Below are 20,436 nucleotides of genomic sequence, written 5' to 3'. Positions count from 1 at the left end.
TCAGCGCAGGGTCAGCGCAGGGTCTTGCGGCTCGTGATCTGGCCGGTGTCGAACCCGAGCAGGTGCAGGCCGCCGTGGAAGCGGGCGTGCTCGACCTTGATGCAGCGGTCCATGACCACCGTCAGGCCCTGCTCCTCGCCGTAGTACGCGGCCTCCTCGTTCCAGATGCCGAGCTGCACCCAGATCGTCTTCGCGCCGGACGCCAGGACGTCGTCGACCACGCTCGGGATGTCGCTGCCGCGACGGAACACGTCGACGATGTCGGGCACCTCCGGCAGCGACGCCAGGTCGGGGTAGACCGGCTGGCCGAGGATCTCGGTCGCGTTCGGGTTCACGAAGTAGACGCGGTAGTCGGTCGACTGCAGCAGGTACGTCGAGACGAAGTAGCTCGAGCGGGCCGGGTTCGACGAGGCGCCCACGATCGCGATGGACTTCGCCTTCCGCAGGATGCCGAGGCGTTCCTTCGCGTCGGGCCCCTCCCAGGTGCGCTGCGAGCGCAGCAGCTTCGCCAGTGGCGAGTTCGCCGGCATCTCGCAGCTCAGGCCGTTGACCAGGCGCACCGTCTCGACGTCGTCGGTCGTGGTCGTCGTGCTCGTGGCATCCGTCGCCGTGCTCATCATTCGCCTCCGGTCGCGGCCGCGAGGGCCTGGTCGAGATCGTCGATGATGTCCTCGACGTCTTCGATGCCCACGCTAATGCGCACCACGCCGGGGAGCACGCCGGCGTCGACGAGCTGCTGCTCGGTCAGCTGCGCGTGCGTGGTCGACGCGGGGTGGATGATGAGCGTCTTCGCGTCGCCGATGTTGGCGAGGTGGCTGGCGAGGTTCACCGACTCGATGAGCTTCTGGCCGACGGCGCGGCCGCCCTTCACCTCGAAGCTGAACACCGAGCCCGGGCCCTTCGGCAGGTACTTCTGCGCCCGGTCGTGGTGCGGGTGGTTCGGCAGGCCCGCCCACCAGACCTGGGCGACGCGGTCGTCCTGCTCGAGCCACTCGGCCACGGCGCGCGCGTTGTCGACGTGCGCCTGGATGCGGTACGGCAGCGTCTCGACGCCCTGCGCCAGCAGCCACGCGCTGTGCGGGCTGAGCGCCGGGCCGATGTCGCGCAGCTGCTCGGCGCGCAGGCGCGTGAGGAACGCGTACTCGCCGAAGTTGCCGTTCCACTGCAGGCCGCCGTAGCTCGGCACCGGCTGGTTGAACAGCGGGAACTTGTCGGAGTGCCAGTCGAACCGGCCCGACTCGACGACCACGCCGCCGAGGGTCGTGCCGTGGCCGCCGATGAACTTCGTGGCCGAGTGGGTGACGATGTCGGCGCCCCACTCGATCGGGCGGTTGAGGTAGGGGGTGGCGATGGTCGAGTCGACGATGAACGGAACGCCATGGGCGCGCGCGACGTCGGCGAGGCCCTCGAGGTCGGCGATCTCGCCCGACGGGTTCGCGATGGTCTCGACGAACAGCGCCTTCGTGTGCTCGGTGATCGCGGCGGCGTAGTCGGCCGGGTCGGACGACTGCACGAACGTGGTCTCGATGCCGAAGCGGCGCAGCGTCACGTCGAGCTGCGTGATCGACCCGCCGTAGAGGTTCGCGGATGCCACGATGTGGTCGCCCGCACCGGCGAGGCTCGCGAAGGTGATGTACTGCGCGCTCAGGCCGCTCGCCGTGGCGACCGCGCCGAGGCCGCCCTCGAGGCTCGCGACGCGCTCCTCGAAGCTCGCCACGGTCGGGTTCGCGAGGCGGGAGTAGATGTTGCCGTACTTCTGCAGCGCGAAGCGCGCGGCCGCATCCGCCGTGTCGTCGAAGACGAAGGCGGTCGACTGGTGGATCGGCAGCGCCCGGCTGCCGTGCACCGCATCGGGGATGTTGCCCGCGTGGATCGCACGCGTCTTGAAGCCGTATTCGCGGTCTGCCATGCGCTCCACCGTAGTGGCGCGGATGGCGTTGTCCGGACGCCTGCGTAATCGAGCGAAACGCGGGCGCGTGCTCGGGCCCGTGGCGACCGCGTTGCCCGGCCGTGTGCGCGGATGCGGAGATGCCGCGCGACTCGCCGGTGGCGCCGGAGCCTGTCGCGGCGTGTCGCCGTAGATCTCCGCATCCGCGTACAGGCGGTGGTGCCCGCTCGGGTGGGCCTCAGGTGAGGTCGGCGGTGGCGGCGATGCGGGCGAAGCCGCCGCCGGCGAGGTTCACGGCGGTCGCGGTGGCGAGCTCGTCGGCGGTGAGGCGCAGGCCGCCCGGCCCCTCCAGGTCGAAGGTGTGGGTGGCGTCGAGCGCGACGGTCACGTCGAAGCCGAGGTTGCCGCCGACGCGTGCGGTCGTCTCGACGCACATGTTCGTCTGCACGCCGCAGAGCACGATGCGCCGGATGCCACGGGCGGTGAGCCATCCCTCGAGGTCGGGGTCGCCGTGGAACGCCGAGTTCACGTGCTTCGTGACGAGCAGCTCGTGCGCCGCGCCCGCCACGAACGGCCGCAGGTCGTTGCCGGGCTGCCCCGGGCGCAGCGGCGAGCCGTGCTCCCGGGAGTCGTGGCGCACGAGGACGACCGGCTGCGAGGCATCCGCCCATGCCGCCAGCAGTCGCTCGATGTTCGCCTCGGCGCCGGGGGCGTTCCGCGGCCCCCAGCGCGGGTCGTCGAACCCCTGCTGGACGTCGATCACGATGAGGGCGGTGTCGCTCGGCTGCATCCCCCCATCATGCTGCGGTCGCGCGAGGGTGGTGTCGCTTTTCAGGACCCGTGGCGGGGCCCCCGCACGGATTGGCCGGATTTCCGGCCCGGGTGGCCGGAACCGGCGGTTTCCGGCGCCGGGCGCGCAGCATTCCTCCGCCGGCCGTTCGTCGTTCCTGAACAGCGGCACCCCCGCGGCGCACGCCGAGACGCGGAGGTCAGCTCCAGCCCGGGAGCCAGACGTGCAGGCGCCAGAACGTCTCGTCCATCGGGATGCCGGTCCAGAGCGGGTAGTAGAACGCCGAGACGAGCACCGCGAACACCGTGAAGACCGCGATCACGCCGATGCCGCGGTCGCGCTTCCACCACGGGTCGTCGCGCCGGCCGAGGATCACGTGCGCCGCGTACCCCAGCGCGAGGAACGTGAACGGCTGGAACGCGATCGAGTAGAACTGGAACACCGTGCGGTCGAGGTACATCAGCCACGGCAGGTACCCGGCCGCCACGCCGAGCAGGATCGCGCCGACCTGCCACTCCCGGTACCGCACGAGCCGGTAGAGCAGGTACCCGACCGCGAGCGCGGCACCCCACCACAGCAGGGGGTTGCCGAGCCCGGTGATGACCTCGCGGCACGCGTCGGCCGCGCACGACGCCGGGTCGGTCGACAGGTACATCGCGACGGGCCGGATCATCAGCAGCCACGTGAGCGGGCTCGACTGCCACGGATGCTCCGAGTGCAGGCCCACGTGGTACCCGTACGCCGACTCGTGGTAGTGCCAGAGCGACTGGATCGCCGACGGCACCCAGTCGAGCTGCGCGCCGATCGCGTTGTCGGGGTCGGCGGCCCACTGCCGGTAGTAGCCGCCGTCGGTCGCGAGCCAGCCGGTCCAGCTCGCGAGGTACACGGCGAGCGCGACGGGCACGTACAGCAGGAACGTGATCGGCCCCTGCTTCAGGATGCCGCCGCTCAGCCAGAACGAGACGCCGAGGCGGCGACGGGCCAGCGCGTCGACGAGCACGAGGTACAGGCCGAACGCGGCGAGGAACCAGACGCCCGACCACTTCACCGCGCAGGCGGCGCCGAACGCGGCGCCCGCGGCGAGCACCCATGGGCGGTTCCACAGGGCGGGGCCCACCGCGGACTCGCGACTGCCCGCGCGGGCCGACACGACCGAGCGCGAGAGCCTCCGCCAGGTGCGGTCGCGGTCGAGCAGCACGAACCAGAACCCGAGCAGCGCGAACAGCATGAGCCAGCCGTCGAGCAGCGCGACGCGCGACATCACGATCGCGTTGCCGTCGATGGCGAGGAACAGGCCGGTCAGCACGGCGATCGCCGTGGTACCGGTGAGGCGTCGCGCGACGATCGTGACGAAGAACACGGCGAGCGTGCCCGCCAGCGCGGTCGAGGCGCGCCACCAGAAGGCGGCGTCGGCGCCAAACGCGGCCATGCCGAGCCCGATCAGCCACTTGCCGAGCGGCGGGTGCACGACGTACGAGCCCTCGTCGAGGTACGTGTCGGTGTCGCCCGCGGCGAAGCCCTCGTCGGCGCCCTCGGGCCAGCGCGCCTCGTAGCCGAGGTGCCACAGCGTCCACGCGTCCTTGACGTAGTAGGTCTCGTCGAACACGATCTGCTGCGGATGCCCGAGGTTCCAGAACCGCAGCACGGCGGCGATGAGCGTCACGAGGATCGGTCCGCCCCAGTACCAGAGGCGTTGCCGGCGCGGGGTCGAGAGCACGCGCGCCCACCAGGCGTCGAGCGTGCTGCCGCCCGGGGTGTCGTCGGCGGGTTCGGCGGGTTCGGAGGGGTGCGACGGGGGCGCCGTCCGGGCCGCGGGCCGTCCGGCGAGGTACGCCGACTCGGGCAGCGAGAGGCCGGGCACGGGCGGATGCCGCTCCGGCGACGTGCGCCCGGCAGCCGTGGTCGGGGCCGAGGCGCCGTCCGTCGCGGGCGCCCCGCCGTCGTCGCGGCGCGCCGGGACCGCGCCCGACTCGGGGCCGTGGGCGTCCTGCACAGCCATCCCGCATCATGCTAGGCCACGGGCGCCGCCCGCATCGGTCGGGCACACTGGGGTGGTGATCATCCTCGCGGCGACGCCCATCGGCAACCTCGGCGACGCGTCGGCCCGGCTGCGCGATGCGCTCGCCGAGGCGACCGTCGTGGCATCCGAGGACACCCGGGTGACCCAGCGACTGCTCGCCGCGCTCGGCATCGCGAACCGTCCCCGCCTCATTCCGCTGCACGAGCACAACGAGCGCGCACGCGCGGCGGAGCTCGTCGCGCACGCGCGCGACGCCGACGTGCTCGTGCTGACCGACGCGGGCATGCCCACGGTCTCCGACCCCGGGTTCCCGCTGGTCGAGGCCGCGGTCGAGGCCGACGTGCGGGTCACCTGCATCCCCGGCCCGAGCGCGGTCGTGACCGCCCTGTCGATCTCCGGCCTGCCGACCGACCGGTTCGCGTTCGAGGGGTTCCTGCCGCGCAAGCACGGGGAGCGCATGCGGCGACTCGCCGACCTCGCCGACGACCCGCGCACGCTCGTCTTCTTCGAGGCGCCGAGCCGCATCGCCGCGAGCCTCGCCGACCTGGCCGAGGCGTTCGGCGACGAGCGCCGTGCGGCCGTGGCCCGCGAGCTCACGAAGCTGCACGAGGAGGTGCGCCGCGGCGGGCTGCGCGAACTGGCGGCCTGGGCCGAGCACGGCGTGCGCGGCGAGATCTGCATCGTGGTCGCCGGGGCCGAGCCGAAGCAGGCGGATGCCGCCGAGGCGCTGACGCGCGTGCAGGCCCTCGTCGCCGGCGGCGCCCGGCTGAAGCACGCCGCCGCGGAGGTCGCCGCCGACACCGGCCTCGGCAAGCGGGAGCTGTACGAGGCGGCGCTCGCCGCGCGCGACGGGCGCTGATCCGCGCCGGCGCGCGTGGGCCGCGCCTCGTGCGCCGGCCTGCGCGCGCCGGCCTGCGCCCGCCCGACGAATGAGCCTCGCTCGGAATCCCCGCCGATTCCCAGCCCATCCACCCCCGAAGGGGGGACAATGGGACGTGGAGGCACCGATAACGGAAGTTGGAGGTGCGTGATGGCACAGGCAGTTCAGTTCAACAGGTTCGGCGGCCCGGAAGTGCTCGAGGTCGTCGAGGTCGACGCGCCGCGGCCGGGCCCCGGCGAGGTGCTCGTCGAGGTGGTCGCATCCGGGGTCAACCCCGTCGAGAGCGCCCGGCGGCGCGGGGAGCACCCCGATCGCTCGCCGTCGACGTTCCCGGCCGGCGAGGGGCGCGACCTGGCCGGCATCGTCGCCGCGGTCGGTCCGGGGGTGACCCGGTTCCACCCGAACGACGCCGTGATGGGGTGGGCCGAGGGCGCGCAGGCGACGTTCGTCGCGGTGCCCGACTCGCAGCTGATGAAGAAGCCCCCGCACGTGACCTGGGAGGTCGCGGGCTCGCTGTACGTGGCGGGCACCACCGCGTGGGGCGCGCTGCGGCAGACGGGCGTCGGCGAGGGCGACACGGTCGTCATCACCGCGGCCGCCGGTGGGCTCGGCTGCATCGCGGCGCAGATCGCCGTGCAGCGGGGCGCGACCGTGTTCGGCACGTCGGTGCCCGAGCGGTTCGACTTCCTGCGGCAGCTCGGGGTGCATCCGCTCGCCTACGGCGACGACCTCGCCGCCCGACTCCGCGAGGAGGCGCCCCAGGGGGTCGACGCGTTCATCGACTTCCTCGGCGCCGGCGACGTCGCGGTCGCCGAGGCGCTCGGCGTGCCGCCACAGCGCATCACGACCCTGACCGACTGGGACGCGGTAGACGAGCGCGGCGTGGCGAGGGCCTCCGCGGGCGACATGATCACGCTCGAGCGGGTCGCGCGGCTCGTGGAGGACCGGCAGATCCGGCTGCCCGTCGCCGACATCTTCCCGCTCGAGCGCGTGCAGGACGCCTACCGCGCGATGGAGAAGCGCGAGGCGCCGGGCAAGATCGTGATCGGCATGCAGCTGGTGGACTACCCCGGGCAGAAGGTGCGCGGTCCGGCCCTCAAGGAGCAGGAGTCGACGCTCGACGTGCCCACGGTGCACGAGCACCTGGAGGTGCAGGAGCACCTGCCGCCGGTGGTCGCGAGCCCCACGGCGCACGCCCGTCGCGCGGCCGCCGCAGGCGGCGGGGGAGGGCGCTCCGCGGCGAGGTAACACGGGCTCGGGGCATCCGCCGCCCCCAATAGAATCGAGGGCATGGCCGACGGCTCCTCGTTCTACATCACCACGCCCATCTTCTACGTCAACGACGTGCCCCACATCGGGCACGCGTACACGGAGGTCGCGGCGGACGTGCTGGCGCGCTGGCACCGGCAGCGGGGCGACGACACCTGGATGCTGACCGGCACCGACGAGCACGGCCAGAAGATCCTGCGCACCGCGACCGCCAACGGCGTGACGCCGCAGGAGTGGGCCGACAAGCTCGTCACCGAGTCGTGGTTCCCGCTGCTCGGCACGATCGACGTCGCCAACGACGACTTCATCCGCACGACCGACGCGCGCCACGAGGAGGGCGTGCGGAAGTTCATCCAGAAGCTCTACGACGAGGGCCACATCTACACGGGCGAGTACGAGGGCTACTACTGCGTCGGCTGCGAGGAGTACAAGCAGCCGTCCGACCTCATCGCCGGCACGGGCGAGTACGCGGGCCAGCAGGTGTGCGCCATCCACTCCAAGCCCGTCGAACTGCTGAACGAGAAGAACTACTTCTTCCGCATGTCGGCGTTCGCCGAGCAGCTGCTCGCGCTCTACGAGGAGCAGCCCGACTTCGTGCAGCCCGAGTCGGCGCGCAACGAGGTGGTCTCGTTCGTGAAGCAGGGGCTCAGCGACCTGTCGATCTCGCGCTCGACGTTCGACTGGGGCGTGAAGGTGCCGTGGGACGAGTCGCACGTGGTCTACGTGTGGTTCGACGCGCTGCTGAACTACATCACCGCGGTCGGGTACGGCGAGGACGACGAGCAGCTCGCCCGCCGCTGGCCGGCGCACCACATCGTGGGCAAGGACATCCTGCGCTTCCACGCCGTCATCTGGCCGGCCATGCTCATGGCCGCCGGGCTCGACGTGCCCAAGGGCGTCTTCGGACACGGCTGGCTGCTCGTCGGCGGCGAGAAGATGTCGAAGTCGAAGCTCACGGGCATCGCGCCCGAGGAGATCACGTCGACCTTCGGCTCCGACGCGTTCCGCTACTACTTCATGCGGGCGATCGCGTTCGGCCAGGACGGATCGTTCTCGTGGGAGGACCTCGCGGCGCGCTACCAGGCCGAGCTCGCGAACGGCTTCGGCAATCTCGGCTCGCGCGTGGTCGCGATGATCACGCGGTACTTCGACGGCGCCGTGCCGGCGGCGGGGGAGCTCACCGAGGCGGACGCGCACGTGCTCGACACGGCACGGCGGGTGACGGATGCCGCCCAGACGGCCATCGACCGCTTCGCGCCGCACGACGCGCTGGCCAGCGTCTGGGAGCTCGTCGACGTGCTGAACGGGTACATCACCGAGCAGGAGCCGTGGGCGCTGGCGAAGGACCCCGACGAGCGCGAGCGACTCGGCACGGTGCTGCACACCGCGTACCGCGGGCTCGGCACGCTCGCCGTGCTGCTGACGCCGGTGCTGCCGGTCGCGACCGCGAAGCTGTGGTCGGCGCTCGGCGGGTCGGGCGAGATCTCGGCGCAGCGCATCGACCGCGCCGCCGACTGGGAGGGTGCCGCTTCGGTGCGCCCGCTCGAGCCGCTGTTCCCGCGCATCGAGAGCGCGGCGTGACCTCGGGCCACCTCCGCTCCCGGGCTGCCCGCGACGGCGGGTCGCCGGCCTACCCGGCGGCGCCCGAGCCGCTCGCGGTTCCCGTCTACGACAACCACACCCACCTCGAGGTGGCCGACGGGGCGATGCCGATCACGCCCGCCGAGCACCTCGATCGGGCGGGCGCGGTCGGCATCGCGGGCGTCGTGCAGGTCGGTACCGACGTGGCGACGTCGAAGTGGTCGGCGGAGCTCGCTTCGCGTGATGCGCGGGTGCTCGCGGCCGTGGCGATCCACCCGAACGACGCGCCCGAACTCGCGGCCGCCGATGCCCTCGATGACGCACTCGCCGCGATCGACGGGCTGGCCGCCCGGCCGCGCGTCGTCGCCGTGGGGGAGACCGGCCTCGACTGGTTCCGCACCGGCGACGACGGGCGCGACGCCCAGTTCGCGTCGTTCGAGGCCCACATCGACATCGCGAAGCGCCACGGCCTCGCCCTGCAGATCCACGACCGCGATGCGCACGACGACGTGGTCGCGACCCTGCTGCGGGTCGGCGCGCCCGAGCGCACCGTGTTCCACTGCTTCTCGGGCGACGCGGCGCTCGCCGCGGTCTGTGCCGAGCACGGCTGGTACCTGTCGTTCGCGGGCAACGTGACGTTCAAGAACGCCGAGAACCTGCGCGAGGGGCTGCGCGCCGCGCCGCGCGAGCTCGTCATGGTCGAGACGGATGCCCCGTACCTCACGCCCGCCCCGAACCGCGGGCGCCCGAACGCGCCGTACCTCGTGCCGCACACCGTGCGGTTCATGGCCGAGGTGCTCGGCGCCGACGTCGACGAGCTGTCGGCGACGATCGCGGCGAACACCGAGCGCGCGTACGGCCGGTGGGACGCGGCGCCGGTGTCGGGCGCCGATGGCGCGGGGTACGTTTCGGGTGCCGACGGCGCGGAGCCGGCTTCCGGTGCCGACGGCGCGGCATCGGTTTCGCGCGCCGGCGGCGCGGCACCGGTGGCGCCGCCCGGGGATGCGTGAGCATCATGGTCGTGGGGGGACGGCGATGAACGCGCACCGGCACGAGGCGACGGATGCCTCCGGCGCGCCCGCGCCCGAACCGCGCCTGCTCGGCCCGGCCGAGATCCGCGACCTCGCCGCGCACCTCGGCGTGAGCCCGACGAAGAAGCTCGGCCAGAACTTCGTGCACGACGCCAACACCGTGCGGCGCATCGTGCAGCTCGCCGAGGTCGCCCCCGGCGACGTGGTGCTCGAGGTCGGCCCCGGGCTCGGGTCGCTCACGCTCGGGCTGCTCGAGGCCGGCGCGCACGTCGTGGCCGTCGAGATCGACGGGCGCCTCGCCGAGCAGCTGCCGCACACGGTCGCCGTCATGCAGCCGGGCACCCGCATCGACGTCGTGCACGCCGATGCACTGCGCGTCACCGAGCTGCCCGCCGCGCCCGTGCGCCTGGTCGCGAACCTGCCGTACAACGTCTCCGTGCCGGTGCTCCTGCACCTGCTCGAGCACTTCGGGTCGCTCGCGAGCGGCATCGTCATGGTGCAGGCCGAGGTGGGCCACCGGCTCGCCGCCCGCCCCGGGTCGAAGGTCTACGGCGCGCCGAGCGCCAAGGCCGCCTGGTACGGCGACTGGCGCGTCGCCGGGCAGGTGTCGCGCACCGTGTTCTGGCCCGTGCCGAACGTCGACTCGGTGCTCGTCGGGTTCGCACGCGCCGACGACGAGCCCGGCACCGAGGCCGAGCGGAAGGCCACGTTCGCGATCATCGACGCCGCCTTCCAGCAGCGTCGCAAGATGCTCCGACAGGCGCTCGCGGGCGTGCTGGGCGGCACCAGCTCCGAGGCATCCGCCGTGCTCGAGGCCGCGGGCGTCGACCCGCAGGCTCGTGGCGAGGAGCTCGGCATCGAGCAGTTCCTCGCCGTCGCCCGCGCCGCGCGGTAGCGTGAGCCCCATGGCGGAGACGCCCGTGGGGGGCATGCAGCAGGCGATGGGCGCCGAGGCGCTCGAGGCCGCGACCGGGCGCGACTGGGAGGGTTGGTTCGCGGTGCTCGACGCGGCCGGCGCGGCGTCGTGGACGCACCCCGCGACCGTGAAGTGGCTGGTCGCCGAGCACGGTGTGGACCCGTGGTGGACGCAGGGCATCGTCGTCGGGTATCAGCAGGCGCGCGGCATCCGTCGACCGGGGCAGCGGCAGGACGGCAGCTTCGAGGCATCCGTGTCGAAGACCCTGCCGTTCGGCACGGATGCGGCGCTCGACGCCGTGATCGCGGTCGTCGCCGCCGAGCTCGGGCGGACGCCCGACGCGCAGAACCGCACCGCGAAGTACCCGAACGCGCGATGGAACCTCGACGACGGCGAACGGCTCGCCGCGCAGGCCACGCCCGGCGGCGAGCGCACCTCGGTCACCCTCACCCGGAGCCGCATGGCCGACGGCGAGCGGTTCGCCGAGGTGAAGGACCGGCTGCGCGCATGGCTCGCCCGAGCCGCGGGATAGGTTGGAGCAATGACCCTCGCCGAAGCCACACCGGTCGTGCACGTGCGGGCTCCCGGCAAGATCAACCTCTTCATGCGGGTCGGCGGACTGCAGCCCGACGGGTACCACGACGTCGCCACGGCCTACCAGGCGGTGTCGCTGTACGAGGACCTGCGGGCGTACCCGGCGGAGGACTTCTCGGTCGCGTTCAGCGGGTCGATCGACACCTCCGCGCTGCCGGTCGACGACTCGAACCTGGCGCTGCGTGCGGCGCGGATGCTCGCGACGCACGTCGGCATCGACAGCGGCGTGCACCTGGCCATCGAGAAGCACGTGCCCATCGCCGGCGGGATGGGCGGCGGGTCGGCGGACGCCGCGGCCGCACTCGTCGCGTGCGACGCGCTCTGGGAGGTCGGCCTCGGCAAGGACGAGCTGCACGCGCTCGCCGCGCGGCTCGGCGCCGACGTGCCGTTCGCGCTCACCGGCGGCACCGCGATCGGCACCGGGCGCGGCGACCGGCTGAGCCCCGCGCTGGCCACCGGCTCGTTCCACTGGGTGCTCGCGATCGCCGAGTTCGGCATCTCCACGCCCGCCGTCTATGCCGAGCTCGATCGCCTGCGCGGCGTCGCGGCCGCACCCGGCGAGCGTCGCCCCGCGGTCGACGCGCCGGTGCTGCAGGCGCTGCGCGCCGGAGACCCCGAGCGCCTCGCCGCGGTGCTGCACAACGACCTGCAGGCCGCGACCCTCGAGCTGGCGCCGGGCCTCGGCGGCATCCTGCAGCTCGGCTCCGACCACGGCGCCCTCGCGGGCCTCGTCTCCGGCTCGGGCCCCACGGTCGCGTTCCTCGCGGCCGACACCGACGCGGCCCTCGAGCTGCAGGTCGCCCTCTCGGCGTCGCGCCTCACGGCGATCCGTGCCCACGGGCCCGTGCACGGCGCCCGCGTCCTCCCGGCCTGACGCGCGCTCCGCGCGCGGGTAGGCTCGGACGGTCATGGCACACCTCCTCGGCGGCGAACGGCTGCACCTCGAGTACCCCACCCGCGTCGTCTTCGACGAGGTGACGGTCGGGCTCGACGAGGGCGACCGGGTCGGCATCGTCGGCCGCAACGGCGACGGCAAGTCGACGCTGCTGCGGTTGCTGGCAGGCAGGCTGGAGCCGGATGCCGGGCGGGTGACGCGGCGTAGGGGCATCCGCGTCGGCATGCTCGACCAGGCCGACACGATCGACCTCGAGCACACGGTCGCGCACGTCGTCGTCGGCGGCATCGACGAGCACGAGTGGGCGGGCGACGCGCGCACGCGCGACGTGATCGGCGGGCTGCTGGCGGATGTGCCGTGGCAGGCGCGCGTCGGCGACCTGAGCGGCGGGCAGCGGCGGCGCGTGGCGCTCGCGGCGCTGCTCGTCGGCGACTGGGACGTGCTCTTCCTCGACGAGCCGACGAACCACCTCGACGTCGAGGGCATCGCCTGGCTCGCCGCCCACATCAAGACCCGCTGGCCCGCCGGCCAGGGCGCGTTCGTGGTCGTGACGCACGACCGCTGGTTCCTCGACGAGGTGTGCACGGCGACGTGGGAGGTGCACGACCGTATCCTCGAGCCGTTCGAGGGCGGCTACGCGGCCTACATCCTGCAGCGCGTCGAGCGCGACACGATGGCCGCGGCGACCGAGGCGAAGCGCCGCAACCTTGCGCGCAAGGAGCTCGCCTGGCTCCGCCGCGGCGCCCCGGCCCGCACGAGCAAGCCGAAGTTCCGCATCGAGGCGGCGAACCAGCTCATCGAGGGCGAGCCGCCGGTGCGCGACAGCGTCGAGCTGTCGGGCCTCGCGGTCGCGCGCCTCGGCAAGGACGTCGTCGACCTGCTCGACGCGGGGGTCGAGGTGACGGATGCCACGACGGGCGAGCCGCGGCAGATCCTGCGCGACATCGAATGGCGCATCGCCCCGGGCGAGCGCACCGGCATCCTGGGCGTGAACGGCGCGGGCAAGTCCACGCTGCTGGGTCTCGTGACGGGCGCGGTCGCGCCGACCAGCGGTCGCGTGAAGCGCGGCAAGACGGTGCGCATCGCGAGCCTCACGCAGCAGCTCGACGAGCTGGAGGGCCTCGGCGACGAGCGGGTCAGCGCGATCATCGGCCGCCAGAAGTCGAGTTACGTCGCCGGCGGCACCGAGCTCACGCCGGGCCAGCTGCTCGAGCGCCTCGGCTTCACGAGCGCGCAGCTCTCGACCCCGGTGAAGGACCTCTCGGGCGGCCAGAAGCGCCGACTGCAGCTGCTGCTCATCCTGCTCGAGGAGCCGAACGTGCTCATCCTCGACGAGCCGACCAACGACCTCGACACCGACATGCTCGCCGCCATCGAGGACCTCCTCGACTCCTGGCCGGGCACGCTGCTCGTCGTGAGCCACGACCGCTACCTGGTCGAGCGCGTCACCGACCAGCAGTACGCCGTCATGGACGGCCACCTGCGCCACCTGCCCGGCGGCGTCGAGCAGTACCTCGACCTCCGGCGGCGGTCGACGGATGCGGGTGCCGGCGCGTCCGCCGTCGCCGCGGCCACGACCACGCAGGCGCCCGTCGCGCCGTCCGCGTCGGCGCTGTCCGGCGCCGAGCGCCGCACGGCCGAGAAGGAGCTCGCATCGATCGACCGCCGGCTCGAGAAGCTGCGGGTCGAGATCGCCCAGGCGCACGAGCGCCTCGCGGCGCACGACCAGACGGACTTCACCGGGCTCGGCGTGCTCACCGTGGAGCTCGGCGAGCTCGAGGCATCCGTCGCCGACCTGGAGACCCGCTGGCTCGAGGTCTCGGAGCGCCTCGAGGCGTAGCCGGCGCGCCCTCGCTCGCCCGGGCCTGCGACCGCCGCTCCCGCCGCCGACTGAGGGCCATTCCCCGCGCCAGGGCCGAGGGTGCACCTCCGGCTGAGGGACACTTCTTGGGCTGAGGGCGAAAGCTTCAGCCCTCAACCCAAGGAATGGCCCTCAGGCTGGGATGGCGCGGCGTGCGGACCGTGCGGACGACCCGCGGAGAGCGGGTGCGCCGGGCCTACGCACCCTGCTCGTCGAACCCGAGACTGAGCTTCCGCAGCAGGTTCGCGAGCCGGTTGCGTTCGGCGGCGGGCAGCGAACCGAGCAGTTCGGCCTCGGCGTCGACGAGGCGCGTGATGGCCGCGTCGACGCGGTTGAGGCCCGCGGTCGACATGACGACGAGGATGCCGCGGCCGTCGTTCGGGTCGGTCTGGCGCGACACGAGCCCGCGTTCGACGAGGCGGTCGATGCGGTTCGTCATGGTGCCGCTGGAGACGAGCGTCTGCTGCAGCAGCGCCTTGGGGGAGAGGCGGTACGGCTCGCCGGCGCGGCGCAGCGCCGAGAGCACGTCGAACTCCCACGACTCCAGCTCGGAGCGCGCGAACGCGGTGCGGCGCGCGCGGTCGAGGTGCTTCGCGAGGCGCGCGACGCGGCTCAGCACCTGCAGCGGCGCGAAGTCGAGGTCGGGGCGCTCGCGCTCCCAGTCGTCGACGATGCGGTCGACCTCGTCTGCTTCGGCCATTGCTCCAGTATCGCGGGTCGCCGGGCCGCATTCGGGCGATCGGTGTGTTCCCGGAGGTCGCCGGCGTGCTCGGGGGAGTAGCCTCCGGCCATGGCGCCGAACGCCCCGGACGCGGAGACGACCGAGAAGACCTCGGCCGTCACGCGGTGGATCGACGCTGCGAAGAAGCATCCGCTCATCGCGGTGCCCGCGTTCGCGCTCTTCCTCTTCGGGCTGGTGGTCGGTGCGATCCAGGCGCAGCAACAGGTGGCGACGTGGGTCGGCGCCTGGCTCGAACCGCACGCCGAGCTGTTCGACGCGCTCGCCCAGGTCGACCTCGACAGCACGGAGGCGTACTTCGCGAACAACGTCGGCGAGGTGAAGAGCGTCTACGACCTGTGCGAGCAGTTCGCTCAGTGCCCGGAGGGCTACGACGAGGACCTCCGCCTCGTGGTGCACGAGGGCGAGGGCGTGACCGTTCGCGCGATCTTCGAGGGCGAGCAACTGGAGTTCTACGCGATCACGATCATGGAGGAGGGCATCACCCCCGAGATGTCGTGGCTCGGCCACGACCTGGGCAAGCTCGGCGAGGTGACGTTCGCGGAGGCCTTCGCGGTGCCGGGCCTGGACGCGCCGACCCACGCGCTGCTGTTCATGGGCCCGCAGTCGGTCGCGTACGGTGAGGGGTTCGCCGGCGGTGCTCCGGCGAACTACCGCGGCCTCTTCCTCGGCTGGGCGCCGGACGGCTACGCCGGCGAGGGCATGTCGTTCGACCTCGATGGGGCGTCCGACGTGCAGGCGGTGACGTTCGACCTGATGACCGCCGAGACTGGCGAGGTGTATGGCGAGGAGCTCGCTCGCTTCCGCGCCGGCACCACACCGAACACCTTCGGCGAGTTCCGTGACGACGGCGGGTTCGTGGCGGGGTTCGTCATGCAGGAACCGACTCGGGTGCTGTACCTCGGCACCGAGTTCTGAGCACCACTTCGGCGGCCGGTGATCGAGTCGCGCCGAGCACGGCGCTCCCGGCGAGAAGTCGAGTGCCCAGCGGCTCACCCCGCGGGCCGAAGGTCCCCGTCGCCGTTCGCGACGGCGGCAGGCTGGACGCATGGCACGCGTCCTCGTCGCGTACGCGACCAAGCACCACTCGACCGCGGAGATCGCCGAGGCGATCGCCGAGACGCTCCGCGCCCGGGGCCACGACGCCGAAGCCGTGGAGGCGGGCAGCGCGACGGCCGACGGCTTCGACGCCGTCGTGCTCGGCAGCGCCGTGTACATGGGTCGATGGCGTCGCGAGGCGCGCCACTTCCTTTCCCACGAACGCGGCCGACTGGCGGAGGTGCCGTTCTGGGTGTTCAGCTCCGGCCCGATCGGCGAGCCGAAGGCCGATGCGCCGCCGGAGGACGACAAGTGGCTCGAACCCGCCAAGGTGATCGAGCGCGCAGAGGCGCTGGGCGTGCGCGAGCACGTGGTGTTCGGAGGTCGCGTGCCGGAGGATCCCGGCAACTTCGTCGAACGCTCGATGCTCGAGAACACCCCGGAACAGTTCCGCGACCGCCGCGACTGGGACGAGATCCGCGCCTGGGCCGGCCGTATCGCCGACGCGCTGCCGGCCTGAGCGGTTCCGCACCCGGCAGGCCGCGCCGACACCGCTCCGCGCGCACCCCGCATGGCAGACTTGGACGCGCGCGTGCCCGCCTGCGGGAGCGCGGTCCGCCATGGTGTAACGGCAGCACGACAGCCTTTGGAGCTGTGAAGTCCAGGTTCGAATCCTGGTGGCGGAGCATGACCGATGAGAAGCTCGCCGTCGTCGTCCTCGCCGCCGGGCAGGGCACGCGCATGAAGTCCGCCGTTCCGAAGCTGCTGCACCCGCTCGCGGGCGCGCCGATGATCGCGCACGTGCTCGCCACGGCGCGCGAGCTCGACGCGGCGTACGTCGTCGCGGTGGTGCGGCACGAGCGCGACCAGGTCGCCGAGGCGATCCTCGCCGAGTACCCAGACGCGATCATCGTCGACCAGGACGAGGTGCCCGGCACCGGCCGTGCGGTCGAGCAGGCCGTCGCGGCGCTGCCCGACGACTTCGACGGCGACGTGCTGGTGCTGAACGGCGACGTGCCGCTGCTGAACGCCCGCACGCTGCAGAGCTTCCTCGCGCGCCACAGGGACGCGCCGGCGGCCGCATCCGTGCTGTCTGCGATCTACGACGACGCCACGGGCTACGGCCGCATCGTGCGCACCGCCGAGGGGGCGCTCGACCGCATCGTGGAGCAGAAGGATGCCACGGCCGCGGAGCTCGCCCTGCAGGAGGCGAACGCCGGGGTGTACGCGTTCGGCGTGCAGGAGCTGCGCGACCAGCTCGCGAACCTCACCACCGACAACGCGCAGGGCGAGAAGTACCTCACCGACATGATCGCGCTGCTGCGCCGCGCGGGCTCCGAGGTGTCGGCCGTGCCGGTGTCGGAGCCGTGGCTCGTCGCGGGCGTGAACGACCGCGCGCAGCTCTCGGAGGCGGCCCTCAGGCTGAACGCCCTCATCATCCGCGGCTGGCAGCTGAACGGCGTGACCGTGCAGGACCCGGCCTCGACCTGGATCGACCTGAAGGCGCGCATCGCGCCCGACGTGACGATCCTCCCCGGCTCGCACATCCAGGGCGCGACCGTCATCGAGACGGGCGCCGTGATCGGGCCCGACACCACGCTGCTCGACTGCGAGGTCGGCGCGGGGGCGACGGTCAAGCGCACGGATGCCACCCTGTCGGTCATCGGCGCAGGGGCATCCGTCGGGCCCTTCTCCTACCTGCGCCCGGGCACCGCGCTCGGCGCGGACGGCAAGATCGGCACGTTCGTCGAGACGAAGAATGCCACCATCGGCATGGGCAGCAAGGTGCCGCACCTGTCGTACGTGGGCGACGCGACGATCGGCGACGGTGCGAACATCGGCGCCGGGTCGATCTTCGCCAACTACGACGGCGTGAACAAGCACCACTCGGAGATCGGCTCGCACGTGCGCACGGGCTCCCACGGCGTGTTCGTCGCGCCCGTTAGGATTGGCGACGGAGCGTACACGGGAGCGGGGACGGTCGTGCGCAAGGACGTACCGGCCGGCGCGCTCGCGGTGAACGTCGCCCCCCAGCGCAACCTGCCGGGGTGGGTGCAGGAGCACCGACCCGGGTCGGCCGCGGCGGAGGCGGCGGAGGCCGCGGCACCCGCTGCGACGGACGACGAGACGGACGCCGGCTGAGCCGGGGGAGGGACCACCAGCGGATGTCGAACATCAAGAGCAAGACCACGAAGCAGCTCGTGCTCGTGACGGGGCGCGCGCACCCGGCGCTCGCCGAAGAGATCGCGCGGGAGCTCGACACCGAGCTCGTCGAGTCGGACTCGCGCACCTTCGCGAACGGCGAGATCTACGCGCGCTTCAGCCAGAGCGTGCGCGGCTGCGACGTGTTCGTCATCCAGTCGCATCCGTCGCCCATCAACGAGTGGCTCATGGAGCAGCTCATCATGCTCGACGCGCTGAAGCGCGCGTCGGCCAAGCGCATCACCGTGGTCTCGCCGTTCTATCCGTACGCCCGGCAGGACAAGAAGGGCCGCGGCCGCGAGCCGATCTCGGCGCGCCTGGTCGCCGACCTGTACAAGACCGCGGGCGCCGACCGCATCATGTCGGTCGACCTGCACGCGGCGCAGATCCAGGGCTTCTTCGACGGGCCCGTCGACCACCTGTTCGCGATGCCGGTGCTGCTCGAGCACTTCAAGAAGAAGCTCGACCCCGAGACGCTCACCGTCGTCTCGCCCGACATGGGCCGCGTGCGCGTCGCCGACATCTGGAGCGACAAGCTCGGCGCCCCGCTCGCCATCATCCACAAGCGCCGCGACCCGCTCGTGCCGAACCAGGTCTCGGTGCACGAGATCGTCGGCGAGGTCGAGGGCCGCACCTGCCTGCTGGTCGACGACCTGATCGACACCGGCCGCACCATCGTCAAGGCCGCCGAGGCGCTGAAGGCCAACGGTGCGACCAACATCGTCGTCGCCGCGACCCACGCGGTGTTCTCGCCGCCCGCGACCGAACTGCTGCAGAGCGAGTTCATCGACGAGGTCGTCGTCACCGACACCCTGCCGCTGCCGCCCGAGAAGCACTGGGACCGCCTGACCGTGCTGTCGATCGCCCCGCTGCTCGCCCGCGCGATCCACGAGGTCTTCGACGACGGGTCGGTCACGAGCATGTTCGACGGGGCCGCATAGATGGCGGATGCCTCCGGCACGCCCTGGCTCGCAAGCTACGCGCCGGGCGTGCCGCACCACCTCGACGCGCCCACGGGGTCGCTCATCGACCTCATCCACGAGTCGGTCGCGCAGTACCCCGACCGGCCGGCGCTCGAGTTCTTCGGCCGCGTCACGACGTACGCTGAGCTCGGCGAGCAGATCGACCGCGCCGCCGAGGGGCTGCGCAAGCTCGGCGTGCAGGCCGGCGACCCGGTCGCGATCGTGCTGCCGAACTGCCCGCAGCACATCGTGGCGTTCTACGCGATCCTCCGGCTCGGCGCGATCGTCGTCGAGCACAACCCGCTCTACACGCCGCGCGAGCTGCGCCATCAGTTCGAGGACCACGGCGCCCGCGTCGTGGTCGCCTGGAGCAAGGTCGTCGCGACCATCCAGGACTTCCCCGACGACATCGCCCAGCGCCACATCGTGTCGGTCGACGTCACCCGCGCGATGCCGTTCACCACGCGCGCAGCGCTGCGCCTGCCGATCGCGAAGGCCCGCGAGGCGCGCGAGGCGCTCACCACGGACGTGCACGACACCGTGACCTGGCGCGAGCTCGTGGCATCCGATCGCATCGAGCCCCACATCCACGCGCCGCGCGTCGGCGACGTGGCGCTCATCCAGTACACGAGCGGCACCACCGGCCGGCCGAAGGGCGCGACGCTCACGCACGCGAACCTGCTCGCGAACGCCGCGCAGGCGCGCGCGTGGGTGCCCGAGATTCCGCGCGGCACGTCGGTCGTCTACGCCGTGCTGCCGATGTTCCACGCCTACGGCCTGACGCTCTGCCTCACCTTCGCGATGAGCATGGGCGCGCGCCTCGTGCTGTTCCCGCGCTTCGACCCCGACCTGGTGCTGAAGGTGGTGCGCAAGCACCCGCCGACGTTCCTGCCGGCGGTGCCGCCGATCTACGAGCGCCTGACCGCGGCCGCCGACGCGAAGGGCGTCTCGCTCGAGGGCATCGCGATCGCGATCTCGGGGGCGATGCCGCTGTCGGCGTCGGTCGTCGAGCCGTGGGAGGCGAAGACCGGCGGGTATCTCGTCGAGGGGTACGGCCTCTCGGAGACGTCGCCCGTGCTCATGGCGAACCCGGTCGCGACGACCCGCCGCGCGGGCACGGTCGGCCTGCCGCTGCCCGACACCGAGGTGCGCGTGGTCGACCCCGACGCCCCGATGCAGGACGTGCCCGCGGGCGAGCGCGGCGAGCTCGTCGTACGCGGCCCGCAGGTGTTCAGCGGCTACTGGAACCGCCCCGAGGAGACCGCCGAGGTCTTCGTCGACGACCCCGACGGCGGCGCGCCCTGGTTCCGCACCGGCGACATCGTCACGATCGACGACGGCGGCTTCGTGCGCATCGTCGACCGCATCAAGGAGCTCATCATCACGGGCGGCTTCAACGTCGCGCCGAGCGAGGTCGAAGACGTCATCCGCCAGCACCCCGACGTCGCCGACTGCGCCGTCGTCGGCATGCCCGACGAGCACTTGGGGGAGCAGGTCGTCGCCGCGGTTGTGCTCCAGCCGGGCGCGACGCTCGACCCCGAGGCGATTCGCACCGCCGTGCGCGACCGGCTGACGCCCTACAAGGTGCCGCGCCGCGTCGTCGAGGTCGACGACCTGCCGCGCTCGCTGATCGGCAAGGTCATCCGCCGGCAGGTGCGCGAGCAGCTGGAGGCGTAGGAGCCGAAGGGCCGAGCGGATGCCCCTGAGGCGCCGTTCGTTCGCCCCGTGACCGGTCGCGATCCAATCCTAAAGATATCTTGCACAAGGAGT

At 72.5% G+C, this 20,436-nt stretch carries 18 protein-coding genes and 1 tRNA gene; 14 read left to right on the top strand and 5 right to left on the bottom strand.

All coding sequences use genetic code 11. The features are described 5' to 3' along the window. Positions 1-11 precede the first annotated feature (11 nt). The 4 genes from ABZK10_RS17260 to ABZK10_RS17245 form a co-directional block, all read right to left on the bottom strand. A complete protein-coding gene (locus ABZK10_RS17260; RefSeq protein WP_353810518.1) occupies positions 12-617 on the bottom strand; it encodes a CoA-binding protein in 606 nt (201 codons plus the stop codon). Further along, entirely contained in the window at positions 617-1,909 is a 1,293-nt protein-coding gene (locus tag ABZK10_RS17255; protein ID WP_353810517.1) for an O-acetylhomoserine aminocarboxypropyltransferase/cysteine synthase family protein, read from the bottom strand. Before ABZK10_RS17255 ends, ABZK10_RS17260 begins: the two co-directional genes overlap by 1 nt. 217 nt (positions 1,910-2,126) lie before the next feature. After that, positions 2,127-2,678, bottom strand: a complete 552-nt coding sequence (locus ABZK10_RS17250; protein ID WP_353810516.1) for a cysteine hydrolase family protein — start codon at positions 2,676-2,678, stop codon at positions 2,127-2,129. Between the two features lie 199 nt (positions 2,679-2,877). Beyond that, a complete protein-coding gene (locus ABZK10_RS17245) occupies positions 2,878-4,677 on the bottom strand; it encodes a dolichyl-phosphate-mannose--protein mannosyltransferase (protein WP_353810515.1) in 1,800 nt (599 codons plus the stop codon). Between the two features lie 55 nt (positions 4,678-4,732). On the opposite strand from ABZK10_RS17245, the gene rsmI reads away from it, so the two are divergent. From rsmI to ABZK10_RS17205, 8 genes are all read left to right on the top strand, one after another. Next, positions 4,733-5,557, top strand: coding sequence for a 16S rRNA (cytidine(1402)-2'-O)-methyltransferase (gene rsmI, locus ABZK10_RS17240; protein ID WP_353810514.1), 825 nt, complete (start codon positions 4,733-4,735; stop codon positions 5,555-5,557). A gap of 171 nt (positions 5,558-5,728) precedes the next feature. Further along, on the top strand, positions 5,729-6,826 hold the full coding sequence (locus tag ABZK10_RS17235) for an NADP-dependent oxidoreductase (RefSeq protein ID WP_353810513.1): 1,098 nt from the start codon (positions 5,729-5,731) through the stop codon (positions 6,824-6,826). Positions 6,827-6,868: 42 nt separating this feature from the next. Beyond that, positions 6,869-8,428: a methionine--tRNA ligase gene (metG, locus tag ABZK10_RS17230; RefSeq protein WP_353810512.1), complete on the top strand. Its 1,560-nt coding sequence runs from the start codon at positions 6,869-6,871 to the stop codon at positions 8,426-8,428. Beyond that, the gene (locus ABZK10_RS17225; RefSeq protein ID WP_353810511.1) at positions 8,425-9,438 is read left to right on the top strand and encodes a TatD family hydrolase; all 1,014 of its coding nucleotides are present in this window, start codon (positions 8,425-8,427) and stop codon (positions 9,436-9,438) included. The genes metG and ABZK10_RS17225 overlap by 4 nt, the downstream gene beginning before the upstream one ends. A 25-nt stretch (positions 9,439-9,463) precedes the next feature. Then, positions 9,464-10,354 (top strand): 16S rRNA (adenine(1518)-N(6)/adenine(1519)-N(6))-dimethyltransferase RsmA, encoded by an 891-nt coding sequence (gene rsmA / locus ABZK10_RS17220; protein ID WP_353810510.1) that lies wholly within the window; start codon positions 9,464-9,466, stop codon positions 10,352-10,354. A 10-nt stretch (positions 10,355-10,364) separates the two neighbouring features. Next, positions 10,365-10,907, top strand: coding sequence for a hypothetical protein (locus ABZK10_RS17215; protein ID WP_353810509.1), 543 nt, complete (start codon positions 10,365-10,367; stop codon positions 10,905-10,907). Positions 10,908-10,916: 9 nt separating this feature from the next. Next, the gene (locus ABZK10_RS17210) at positions 10,917-11,843 is read left to right on the top strand and encodes a 4-(cytidine 5'-diphospho)-2-C-methyl-D-erythritol kinase (RefSeq protein ID WP_353810508.1); all 927 of its coding nucleotides are present in this window, start codon (positions 10,917-10,919) and stop codon (positions 11,841-11,843) included. A 34-nt stretch (positions 11,844-11,877) separates the two neighbouring features. Further along, positions 11,878-13,704, top strand: coding sequence for an ABC-F family ATP-binding cassette domain-containing protein (locus ABZK10_RS17205; protein WP_353810507.1), 1,827 nt, complete (start codon positions 11,878-11,880; stop codon positions 13,702-13,704). A 217-nt stretch (positions 13,705-13,921) separates the two neighbouring features. Here the strand turns inward: ABZK10_RS17205 and ABZK10_RS17200 are convergent, their stop codons facing one another. Further along, the gene (locus ABZK10_RS17200) at positions 13,922-14,425 is read right to left on the bottom strand and encodes a MarR family winged helix-turn-helix transcriptional regulator (RefSeq protein ID WP_353810506.1); all 504 of its coding nucleotides are present in this window, start codon (positions 14,423-14,425) and stop codon (positions 13,922-13,924) included. 90 nt (positions 14,426-14,515) lie between these two features. Here ABZK10_RS17200 and ABZK10_RS17195 point away from each other — a divergent pair, with 90 nt between their 5' ends. From ABZK10_RS17195 to ABZK10_RS17170, 6 genes are all read left to right on the top strand, one after another. After that, positions 14,516-15,382 (top strand): ETEC_3214 domain-containing protein, encoded by an 867-nt coding sequence (locus tag ABZK10_RS17195; RefSeq protein WP_353810505.1) that lies wholly within the window; start codon positions 14,516-14,518, stop codon positions 15,380-15,382. Between the two features lie 130 nt (positions 15,383-15,512). Next, positions 15,513-16,022, top strand: a complete 510-nt coding sequence (locus tag ABZK10_RS17190; protein ID WP_353810504.1) for a flavodoxin domain-containing protein — start codon at positions 15,513-15,515, stop codon at positions 16,020-16,022. A 94-nt stretch (positions 16,023-16,116) separates the two neighbouring features. Beyond that, positions 16,117-16,188 (top strand) — tRNA-Gln (locus ABZK10_RS17185). A gap of 1 nt (position 16,189) precedes the next feature. Next, positions 16,190-17,644: a bifunctional UDP-N-acetylglucosamine diphosphorylase/glucosamine-1-phosphate N-acetyltransferase GlmU gene (gene glmU / locus ABZK10_RS17180; RefSeq protein WP_353810503.1), complete on the top strand. Its 1,455-nt coding sequence runs from the start codon at positions 16,190-16,192 to the stop codon at positions 17,642-17,644. A 23-nt stretch (positions 17,645-17,667) separates the two neighbouring features. Next, a complete protein-coding gene (locus ABZK10_RS17175; RefSeq protein ID WP_353810502.1) occupies positions 17,668-18,645 on the top strand; it encodes a ribose-phosphate diphosphokinase in 978 nt (325 codons plus the stop codon). Beyond that, positions 18,646-20,343 (top strand): long-chain-fatty-acid--CoA ligase, encoded by a 1,698-nt coding sequence (locus ABZK10_RS17170; protein WP_353810501.1) that lies wholly within the window; start codon positions 18,646-18,648, stop codon positions 20,341-20,343. Positions 20,344-20,436: the final 93 nt, after the last annotated feature.

The organism is Agromyces sp. SYSU T00194 (genome assembly GCF_040496035.1).
GTDB lineage: Bacteria > Actinomycetota > Actinomycetes > Actinomycetales > Microbacteriaceae > Agromyces > Agromyces chitinivorans.
The sequence above is the reverse complement of the archived record's forward strand: the minus strand, read 5'-3'. Positions and strand labels throughout refer to the sequence as shown.

Excerpts from the sequence above, each read along its gene's own strand:
- ABZK10_RS17260 (WP_353810518.1), bottom strand. The coding sequence starts at position 617 with ATGAGCACGGCGACGGATGCCACGAGCACGACGACCACGACCGACGAC.
- ABZK10_RS17255 (WP_353810517.1), bottom strand. The coding sequence starts at position 1,909 with ATGGCAGACCGCGAATACGGCTTCAAGACGCGTGCGATCCACGCGGGC.
- ABZK10_RS17250 (WP_353810516.1), bottom strand. The coding sequence starts at position 2,678 with ATGCAGCCGAGCGACACCGCCCTCATCGTGATCGACGTCCAGCAGGGG.
- ABZK10_RS17245 (WP_353810515.1), bottom strand. The coding sequence starts at position 4,677 with ATGGCTGTGCAGGACGCCCACGGCCCCGAGTCGGGCGCGGTCCCGGCG.
- ABZK10_RS17235 (WP_353810513.1), top strand. The coding sequence starts at position 5,729 with ATGGCACAGGCAGTTCAGTTCAACAGGTTCGGCGGCCCGGAAGTGCTC.
- metG (WP_353810512.1), top strand. The coding sequence starts at position 6,869 with ATGGCCGACGGCTCCTCGTTCTACATCACCACGCCCATCTTCTACGTC.
- rsmA (WP_353810510.1), top strand. The coding sequence starts at position 9,464 with ATGAACGCGCACCGGCACGAGGCGACGGATGCCTCCGGCGCGCCCGCG.
- ABZK10_RS17215 (WP_353810509.1), top strand. The coding sequence starts at position 10,365 with ATGGCGGAGACGCCCGTGGGGGGCATGCAGCAGGCGATGGGCGCCGAG.
- ABZK10_RS17210 (WP_353810508.1), top strand. The coding sequence starts at position 10,917 with ATGACCCTCGCCGAAGCCACACCGGTCGTGCACGTGCGGGCTCCCGGC.
- ABZK10_RS17205 (WP_353810507.1), top strand. The coding sequence starts at position 11,878 with ATGGCACACCTCCTCGGCGGCGAACGGCTGCACCTCGAGTACCCCACC.
- ABZK10_RS17200 (WP_353810506.1), bottom strand. The coding sequence starts at position 14,425 with ATGGCCGAAGCAGACGAGGTCGACCGCATCGTCGACGACTGGGAGCGC.
- ABZK10_RS17195 (WP_353810505.1), top strand. The coding sequence starts at position 14,516 with ATGGCGCCGAACGCCCCGGACGCGGAGACGACCGAGAAGACCTCGGCC.
- ABZK10_RS17190 (WP_353810504.1), top strand. The coding sequence starts at position 15,513 with ATGGCACGCGTCCTCGTCGCGTACGCGACCAAGCACCACTCGACCGCG.
- glmU (WP_353810503.1), top strand. The coding sequence starts at position 16,190 with ATGACCGATGAGAAGCTCGCCGTCGTCGTCCTCGCCGCCGGGCAGGGC.
- ABZK10_RS17175 (WP_353810502.1), top strand. The coding sequence starts at position 17,668 with ATGTCGAACATCAAGAGCAAGACCACGAAGCAGCTCGTGCTCGTGACG.
- ABZK10_RS17170 (WP_353810501.1), top strand. The coding sequence starts at position 18,646 with ATGGCGGATGCCTCCGGCACGCCCTGGCTCGCAAGCTACGCGCCGGGC.